Source organism: Campylobacter troglodytis, assembly GCF_006864425.1.
In the GTDB taxonomy this organism is placed as follows: domain Bacteria; phylum Campylobacterota; class Campylobacteria; order Campylobacterales; family Campylobacteraceae; genus Campylobacter_D; species Campylobacter_D troglodytis.
The window spans coordinates 21886-29479 of sequence record NZ_QHLI01000035.1; the positions used below are offsets into that span (position 1 = coordinate 21886).

Annotated in this window: 9 protein-coding genes; 7 read left to right on the forward strand and 2 right to left on the reverse strand. The window is 36.5% G+C overall.

Translation table 11 applies throughout. From position 1 onward, the window contains the following. Window positions 1-617: 617 nt before the first annotated feature. Window positions 618-806 (forward strand): hypothetical protein, encoded by a 189-nt coding sequence (locus DMC01_RS08085; protein ID WP_142693735.1) that lies wholly within the window; start codon window positions 618-620, stop codon window positions 804-806. Here DMC01_RS08085 and DMC01_RS08090 read toward each other — a convergent pair. Then, window positions 794-3418 carry a hypothetical protein gene (locus DMC01_RS08090; protein WP_142693736.1) on the reverse strand — a complete coding sequence of 875 codons (2625 nt, stop codon included), beginning with the start codon at window positions 3416-3418 and terminating at the stop codon, window positions 794-796. The two genes, DMC01_RS08085 and DMC01_RS08090, sit on opposite strands and share 13 nt — an antisense overlap. 216 nt (window positions 3419-3634) lie before the next feature. Between DMC01_RS08090 and DMC01_RS08095 the strand changes: the two genes are divergently transcribed. From DMC01_RS08095 to DMC01_RS08110, 4 genes are all read left to right on the forward strand, one after another. Next, the gene (locus DMC01_RS08095; protein WP_142693737.1) at window positions 3635-4576 is read left to right on the forward strand and encodes a DMT family transporter; all 942 of its coding nucleotides are present in this window, start codon (window positions 3635-3637) and stop codon (window positions 4574-4576) included. A 9-nt stretch (window positions 4577-4585) separates the two neighbouring features. Beyond that, window positions 4586-4900 (forward strand): DMT family transporter, encoded by a 315-nt coding sequence (locus DMC01_RS08100; protein WP_142693738.1) that lies wholly within the window; start codon window positions 4586-4588, stop codon window positions 4898-4900. A gap of 267 nt (window positions 4901-5167) precedes the next feature. Further along, window positions 5168-5434 (forward strand): hypothetical protein, encoded by a 267-nt coding sequence (locus tag DMC01_RS08105; RefSeq protein WP_142693739.1) that lies wholly within the window; start codon window positions 5168-5170, stop codon window positions 5432-5434. Between the two features lie 470 nt (window positions 5435-5904). Further along, the gene (locus DMC01_RS08110; protein ID WP_142693740.1) at window positions 5905-6132 is read left to right on the forward strand and encodes a hypothetical protein; all 228 of its coding nucleotides are present in this window, start codon (window positions 5905-5907) and stop codon (window positions 6130-6132) included. A gap of 443 nt (window positions 6133-6575) precedes the next feature. Here the strand turns inward: DMC01_RS08110 and DMC01_RS08115 are convergent, their stop codons facing one another. Next, window positions 6576-6779, reverse strand: a complete 204-nt coding sequence (locus tag DMC01_RS08115) for a hypothetical protein (RefSeq protein ID WP_142693741.1) — start codon at window positions 6777-6779, stop codon at window positions 6576-6578. Window positions 6780-6936: 157 nt separating this feature from the next. Here DMC01_RS08115 and DMC01_RS08120 point away from each other — a divergent pair, with 157 nt between their 5' ends. Then, the gene (locus DMC01_RS08120; protein ID WP_142693742.1) at window positions 6937-7158 is read left to right on the forward strand and encodes a hypothetical protein; all 222 of its coding nucleotides are present in this window, start codon (window positions 6937-6939) and stop codon (window positions 7156-7158) included. A gap of 208 nt (window positions 7159-7366) precedes the next feature. Further along, window positions 7367-7594: hypothetical protein (locus DMC01_RS08125; RefSeq protein ID WP_142693743.1), on the forward strand; the 228-nt coding region annotated here is incomplete at its 3' end.

Here is a 7594-nt window from a genome sequence, read left to right on the forward strand (position 1 = left end):
GATTTGTCGGATTGTTGGGCAAAAACCAAGGCAAAAATAGCTTCTTTCTAAACATTTATGTTTTACCAAAGAAACTTCGTTTTCTAAAAAAGCTATGCTTTAAGATTCTTCGCAAAGCTCAGAATGACAAAGTGGAGTTTGAGATACTTAACACACGCTCAGAATGACAAAGTGGTGCTTGAGATTCTTCGCTCGCTTTGCTATCTTAGAATGACAAAGGAAGGCTTTTGATTCTTCGTAAGGCTTAGGAATGACAAAGAATGAAGTTTCTTTGCTTTTTGTGAAAGCTCAAAGCCTAGCTTATTTATAAAACAAAATTTTTTAGCTAAAATAACAAGCTTATGTAGAAAACTCACACCTCTTTTAAAAGATACTTTTAAAGCCCTTCGTTTTAAGCAAAATTAATCAAAACCCCCATTACAAAAGCCGAATTTACAAATCCAAAATCCCCTTTGCAAGAGCTGAATTTTAATTGAATTTTACAAAGTTGCAACATTTTAATTTTAGCCTCTTAAATTCAGCCCCTTATCTAAGCTATTTTTATAAAAAACTTAAAATTCACAGCAAAAATGTCTTTCAATTTTTTATCTTAATCATAGTCCCTTTAAACCCTTTTTATGAAAAACTTTAACTTCACAGCTTGTGAAAAAAATCTTTCAACACCCTTTTATTCATTAAAATCCACAAAAAACTTAAAATTCACAGCTCAATCAACACCCATTCAAGCCCTTTTTGCAAAAAAGATCAAACTCACAAGAACTTCAAATTCAAAGCAGATCTTAGATTTAAATCTTCAAGGAGCATAGCTTTTTTTATGTTTCTTTGCTATCTTTCTAGCCTTAAAAAAACTAAAATGAAAAAGCTTAAAGGGGGTAGCAAGAGGATTTCCCTTAAAGCACTCTATCAAGGCAGATCCAAGCTTGTAGCTAAGATGATTTTTAAGCTCCTTGGCTTCTTTATAATCTTTTAGCTTTTTAAACTCACTAAGTTTAAACCTTGGATACAAACTAGCTAGATCCTCTAAAAGCCTCTTTTGTCTTTTGTGTTTAAGATAGCTAGAAGCAAGCACAAAGGGCACTGTCATATAGCCAAAAAGGCTCTTTGAGTGGGTTATGATTAGCTTTCCTAGCTTATAAGCAAGGGAGTTTTTTGTTCTTTGCGTGGCTGAGGGCTCAAAAGCCTCATTTTGCCTTTGAAGATTTTTAAACTGTGAATTTAAAGCCTCATTTTGCCTTAAAAGATAGTTTGTAAGATAGCTTGCAAAGAGGGCATTTGTGGGATCCCCTGCCAGAGCCTGGCTATACAAACTTAGAGTTTTTTGTGCGTTTTTTTCTCTTTCATACAGACTTGCAAGGGTGAAGTTAAGATAAGGCGCAGCTTTGAATTCTAGCTCTTTTAACTTTGCTGGTATGTCCTTGTAGGATGGATGCACTAGTCCTTCTATAAAGAGATCTAACTTCCTTGATACAAAGAATTTCACGCAAGCTTCAAGCTCGCTTAAATCCTTTAAGGCAAGGGCTTCTTTAAGCAAGGTGTTTGCATAGGAGGGATTAGCAGGATCATACTCATAGGCACGAAGTAAGATCTGCTTTTTTTCCTCATAAGTTTTATTCATCATTAGGGCAAGTTTATATAGATAGGCAATAGAAGAGGCCTTATACAAATGATCTGTTGGCAAGATCTTAAGATTTTTTTCTATGAGCTCTGTGTTTTCAGCAGGGCTTAAAAGCTCTAAAAAGCTCTTTTTTTCAACCTCACCCACCAGTGAGGGTATGAGTGAAAAGGCTGAAAGCTCTGGGCTTATGATCTTAGAGGCTAAACTCATTAGATAAAAGTCAAAGAACTCTTTTTGATCCCTACTAAAAGAGCTAGGACAAAGCTCAGCAGATACAAAGAGCTTGTCCTTAAAGCCTGACACCTTGTCCTTAATCATACCCAAAGCCTCAGCATCACCTCCAAACATCACACAGTTATGTTCTTTTATATTAGCTTCAACTAAGTGCAAGAGTATTTCCAAAGGAAAGACTCGCATAATTACACCTGGAAACATAGTCTTTCTCCAATTATCAGATTTTACTGCATCCCCATTTCTAACATGAAAGGCTAGAAAGCCTCCAAGTTCTTTGGTCTTTGCATTTGCGTGAGCCATCACTTCTTTGTAATCCTCGCTAAAATCAAGCTCCTTGAAGCTTTTTACAAAGCTAGATCTATACTCCTCATAGTTTAGATCATGTATAAGATGCTTTTTGGTATTTTCCTCATCAAAGATATGCCCATCACTCCACACAAAGCCCCAGTTTTTATCCCTCTTTGAGCCTTCACTTAACTCTTTGAGTGTCCTAACCACAGGAAGCTCATAGCTAGAATGTGCCACCTCTGTGTAGGAGTGTTTGGCTAAAAACTGCTTTGAAAAGACCTTCTCAATGGGAGGCACATACACATCCTTACTAAGATCCGCTGGCTTTCTTTCATCCCAAACAAGCCCAAATTTAAGCCCACTTGCCCTTGCTATATACATGGCATTAAGGAGATTACAAAACCTCGCCCCAAAGCCATCAAAGCGAGTAGCCATTAGTATGTGATGTCTTCTTTTGAAAAGCTTTATGTGGGGGTTTGCTTTTGAATAAGAATTTAAATTTACTTTGTCTTTTGCCCAAGGATTTGAATTTGCTTTGTAGTTTTGATCGTAGCTTGAAACAGAGCTTGAAATGAAGGTGCTATTATCAGAAGATCTTTTGTTAAGGATGGCTTCGTCAAAGTCCTTTGCATCAGCATTCTTTTTGTCAAAGGCTATGTTTGATGCGTCCTTTTCTTGCAAGATACTAGCTACAAGATCCTTGAACTGCTCATTTTCTTTTAGCTCACTTAGATCAAGTCTAAGTAGCTTGGTTTTAAATTTGGAGTGAAAAAGAATAAGTTTTTTCTCATTTAACTCGCCTATTTCAGTGGCAAAGGGGATAAATTCACTGTCTAGCTTTTGAGCTCTGTATGTCGAATTTGAAAATTTTGTGTCTATGCTTGAAACCGTGCCCTTTTCGTAAGGGCTTGAATTTAAGGCTTCTTTATTTGATAAGCTTGAATTTAAGTCTTTGTTTGATTTAAGCTTTTGATCTTCTTGCTTTGAATTCAAGGTTTCATTTTCTTTAAGCTTTTCGCCGTCTTGCTTTAAATTCAAGCCTTCATTTGAGTTTGGCTCTTTGTCTAAATTCAAGTCCTCTGATGCACTTACATTTTCATAAAAGATCTTTATCCTTGAAAGCTCTTTTTCATTAAGCCCAGCTATATGTAAGCATTCAAGCTCTAAGTCTTTAACTAAATGCAAAAAAAGCTCATTTTCTTTAAGCTCAATTTGAAAATCAAGCTGCTCTAAATCCTCTTCTTTAAAGGCAAAATTTGGAATTTTTTGTCCCCAAAGCATATACTCTCCTTTTTTGAAATAAAACTAAAATTATAGCTTAAATTCGTTTTTTTTTTTTTTTTGTAAATTTGCATAAAAATTGAATTTTAAGCAAGTTTTTAAGCTTAAAAGGCTTTTTTGCAAAGAATTGATTTTAGCAGGGCTAATTATTTTACAAAGGCATAATTTTATTTACGATTTTAGGCTAAATTTAGCCAAATTTTTGTAAGGACGGTTATGTTTAGGTTAAAGGCCTGGCTTATGCTAATGGCTGCTATAGCACTTGAAATTTTGGGTTTAAGCTTGCTTGAGGTATTTAAGGATAGGCCTATTTTATCAAAGCTACTTTTAATCTTACTTATAAATTTGTCGTATTTTTTGATGTCTCTTACCCTGCGTCAAATAGCAGTTGGGGTTGCCTATGCTACCTGGGAGATAGTGGGTGGCATAGGCGTCTTGCTAGTTAGTCTTATCTTTTTTGCCCCTACCTTAAGCACAGCTCAATACCTTGGCATCATCATAGGCTTTACAGGTATAGTTTGCATAATCTTAGGAGAAGATCACAGCGATCACTCACAAAAGCAAGAAGAGTCCTCGCTTAAAGATGAGGACGAGAAGGCTAGCTTAATAAAAACAAGCTCTAAGTTTGATAATAAAACCAAAGCACACCCTCACAAAGAAGATCTAAGCCCTTTTAAGCAAAACAGTGAAGTCTTGCAAAGTTTAGCTCAAAGCTCAAACAAGGATCTTGCAAAACAAGGGACACAACATATCTTAAATTCAAAAGAGGCTGATTTAAATTCAAGCCTTAATGCAAAAAACCCTGACTTAAATTCAAAAGAAACAAGCACAGTTAATGAGCCCTCTTCTTTAAGCTCAAAAGAAGCTAAATTATCACAAAACATTACTTTAAATTCAAAAGCTGAGGACGAAAGCCCTTTAAATTCAAAAGAAAAAGAGCTTAAAGCTGAGGAAGCTTCAAAACAAAAGCCTTTGCAAACCTTAAAAGATAATCCTTTAAATTCACAGCTTGCAAAAGAAGAAGATGTGAAAAATGAGCTAAAAAATTCACAAGAAGGCACGGTTAAAAATAGCTTAAAAAGCAAAATAAAGCCAAGCGTGAATTTAAACCCACAAAGAAGGGCTCAAAAAAATATACAAATTTGGATGAAGTTTTAGGGGGTAAAGATGAGCTTTATTTTGGTTTTATTTGCTGGGTTCTTAGATGTCTTGGCAAATTTGGCACTTGTAAGATCAGATGGCTTTAAGAAATTATTGTGGGGTATTTGGGCTTTGATCTTTGTGGATCTTTGCTTTATCTGTCTTGCCTTTGCCATTGATCTTGGTATGGCACTTCCTGTTGCTTATACGCTTTGGGGAGCCATTGGCATACTTGGGACTGTGCTTGGTGGGTATTATTTATTTAAACAAAAATTAAAGCCCATAGGTATCTTTGGGGTGGCCTTGGTTTTGTGCGCTGTGTATTTACTGCATTTTGCCTAGCTTTTAAACTTAAAAATTCACAAAGCATTAAGCTAAAATTTATGTAGCCTTATCTATTAAAATTTAAGCTAATTGATAATTTAATGCTTTTAAATAGTGCCGATTTTTTGTAGAGCCTTGTTATGTTAGCGAAGTAAGATAGTTTTATTAAAGAAGTTTAAATTTGCAAAAGAAGCTTTATTTTTAGTTTATCAAGGTAGGCAAAAGGTTCTTGTCTAAAAAACTTCGTTTTACTGACAAACTATGCCTTGCCAAAGAAAGATTGTTTTGTTAAAGAAGTTGGGATTTACAAAAGAAGCTTTGTTTTACACAGAAGCTATGTTTTATAGTAGAAAGATCGCTTACAAAAGATCTTATTGCTTTACAGAAGAAAGATCGTTTTTTAAATGCACTACACTTTGTCAGATAAAGATCATTTGTCAAAAAAACTTCGTTTTAAGATACTTTGTAGCACTTAGTATGGCAATTTTTGCCTTTGTCATTGTGAGTTTGCGTAGCAAACGAAGAAGTCTTTTAGAATTTTTGTCATATTGAGACGAAGCCGAAATATCTCAAACTATTTGAATAAAGATACTAGCACATGTTCAATATGACAAAATTTTAGGCTTTTGTCTGAATTTTTTTTGGATTGCCACGAATTTGCTAACGCAAATTCTCGCAATGACGACCCTCCCCCTAAATCCTCCTTTGCACGGCAAAAGGACTTGCCTTGTGAATTTCCGCTTTCAAGGGAATGGGATTTTCAAGCGAGTTTGATTTATTTGTCATTTTGAGCTTTCGCAGAAAGCGACCCAACGGGTTGCAAGGCGTAGCCGTAGCAAAAAAATCCCTTTTTGAATTACGAGATATTTCGGCTTTTTCAAAGCCTCAATATGACAAAATTTAAGGTTTTTGTCTGAATTTTTTTTGGATTTTACTTCGTGCTACGCGTCTGCTAACACATTTTTGCTACGCAAAAACCGCTTCGCCCCAGCCACCACAACTTGACTTCGTCAAGTCTCGCAATGACGACCCTCCCCCTAAATCCCCCTCCGCAAGGGAGGGGGACTTGCCTTGTGAATTCTCACTCGCACGGCAGGGGGACTTGTCTGCGGTTTCAAGCCCACTCGCAAGGCAGAGGAATTTTTGTTACAGAATACAGAGGACGGAGGACGGATTATAGAAGACTGATTACGGAATACAGAATATGGAAAATGAAAGAAGTAGGCTTGAATTTAAATTCAAGCGAGTGAGATTTAAATGATGAAGTGGGCTTAAATTTTAAATGAAATTTAAGCAAGTTTGATTTATTTTGTCATTTTGAGCGAAAGCGAAAAATCTCAAGCCTCACATTATCATTTTGAGCGAAAGAGAAAAAGCTCTTTTTGAATTACAAGATATTTCGGCTTTTTCAAAGCCTCAATATGACAAAATTTTAGGCTTTTGTTTTAAATTTTAACTTTTTGATAAGGCAAAATACCCTCCCCCCAAACCCCCTCCACACGGCAGGGGGCTTTCAAATGTTTCTATGAATTTCACGCAAAAATTCATAAAAAACGCTTAATTTAAAGCGAAAATTCAGTGTTTTCACACTAAAATTCACAAATTTGCTTAAAATTCAAGCGAAAATTCACGCTTTTTTCGTGCTAAAATTCACAAATTTGCTTAAAAGCGTGAATTTTCCGTGAATTTTAAATCAAGGTGCAGTATTTCGAGCGAAAAATCGCTTATGCAAGGCGTAGGCTAGACTAAAGGCGTAGCGTCTGCCGAGCCTTATAGAAGTAATTTTTAGCCGAAAGACGAACCAAGCCGAATTTAAAAGCCTAAAATACGAGCCTGGCTTGTGAATTTTATGGATTGCCACGATTTTGCTAGGCGACATCTCGCAATGACGACCCACCCCCTAAATCCCCTTCCGCAATGAGGGGCTTTTTCACGCTTTTTTAAAGCGTAAATTTATGGATATTTTTGCTTTGGATACCGCCTTGCAACCCGCCCTGTCGCTACGCTTAATATGACAAATTTAGGTAAAGCCTGAAATTTGTGGATTTTACTTCGTGCTACGCGCTCGTAACACATTTTTGCTACGCAAAAACCGCTTCGCCCCAGCCGCCACGCCGACTTTGTCGGTTCGCAATGACGGATTACTTGTCATTTTGAGCCTTTTGAAAAAAAGGCGAAAAATCTCAAGCCTTAAAGAGATATTTTTGCTTCGGCTTACGCCTTGTAATCCGCTGGGTCGCTACGCTCAATATGACAAAATTCAAGGGTTTATTTGAATTTTATGGATTGCCACGCCGACTTTGTCGGCTCGCAATGACGGCGTAGCGTGAAAATTCAAACGAAAGCTTAAATTTTCCATCAAAAAAAATCACAAAATTCAACTTTTTAAACGCCAAAATCAAAGCGTTTCCACGCACGAAGTATTTTAGATGAGAAAATGATTTTTGCGGACACAGACTAGAATCGAACGCGCTCTAGCGAAGTTTGTTAAAAGCGATTTATCGCCGAAAGACGAGCCTGCCTTGTGAATTTTTCTTAAAACTTAAACAAACTTACCCACCCCCTAAATCCCCCTTTGCAAGGGAGGGGGACTTTTGGTTGGAATCCAAAGATTCCCCCTCCTTTGCGGAGGGGGATTTAGGGGGTGGGTATGAAATAGAATTTTTGCTTTTATCTCATTTAGATTCTATAAGTTTTATTTCACTTTCATTT

What these genes read in the sequence shown, in the direction of transcription:
- DMC01_RS08085 (WP_142693735.1), top strand. Translation starts at nt 618, where the DNA reads ATGAAAAACTTTAACTTCACAGCTTGTGAAAAAAATCTTTCAACACCC.
- DMC01_RS08090 (WP_142693736.1), bottom strand. Translation starts at nt 3,418, where the DNA reads ATGCTTTGGGGACAAAAAATTCCAAATTTTGCCTTTAAAGAAGAGGAT.
- DMC01_RS08095 (WP_142693737.1), top strand. Translation starts at nt 3,635, where the DNA reads ATGTTTAGGTTAAAGGCCTGGCTTATGCTAATGGCTGCTATAGCACTT.
- DMC01_RS08100 (WP_142693738.1), top strand. Translation starts at nt 4,586, where the DNA reads ATGAGCTTTATTTTGGTTTTATTTGCTGGGTTCTTAGATGTCTTGGCA.
- DMC01_RS08110 (WP_142693740.1), top strand. Translation starts at nt 5,905, where the DNA reads ATGACGACCCTCCCCCTAAATCCCCCTCCGCAAGGGAGGGGGACTTGC.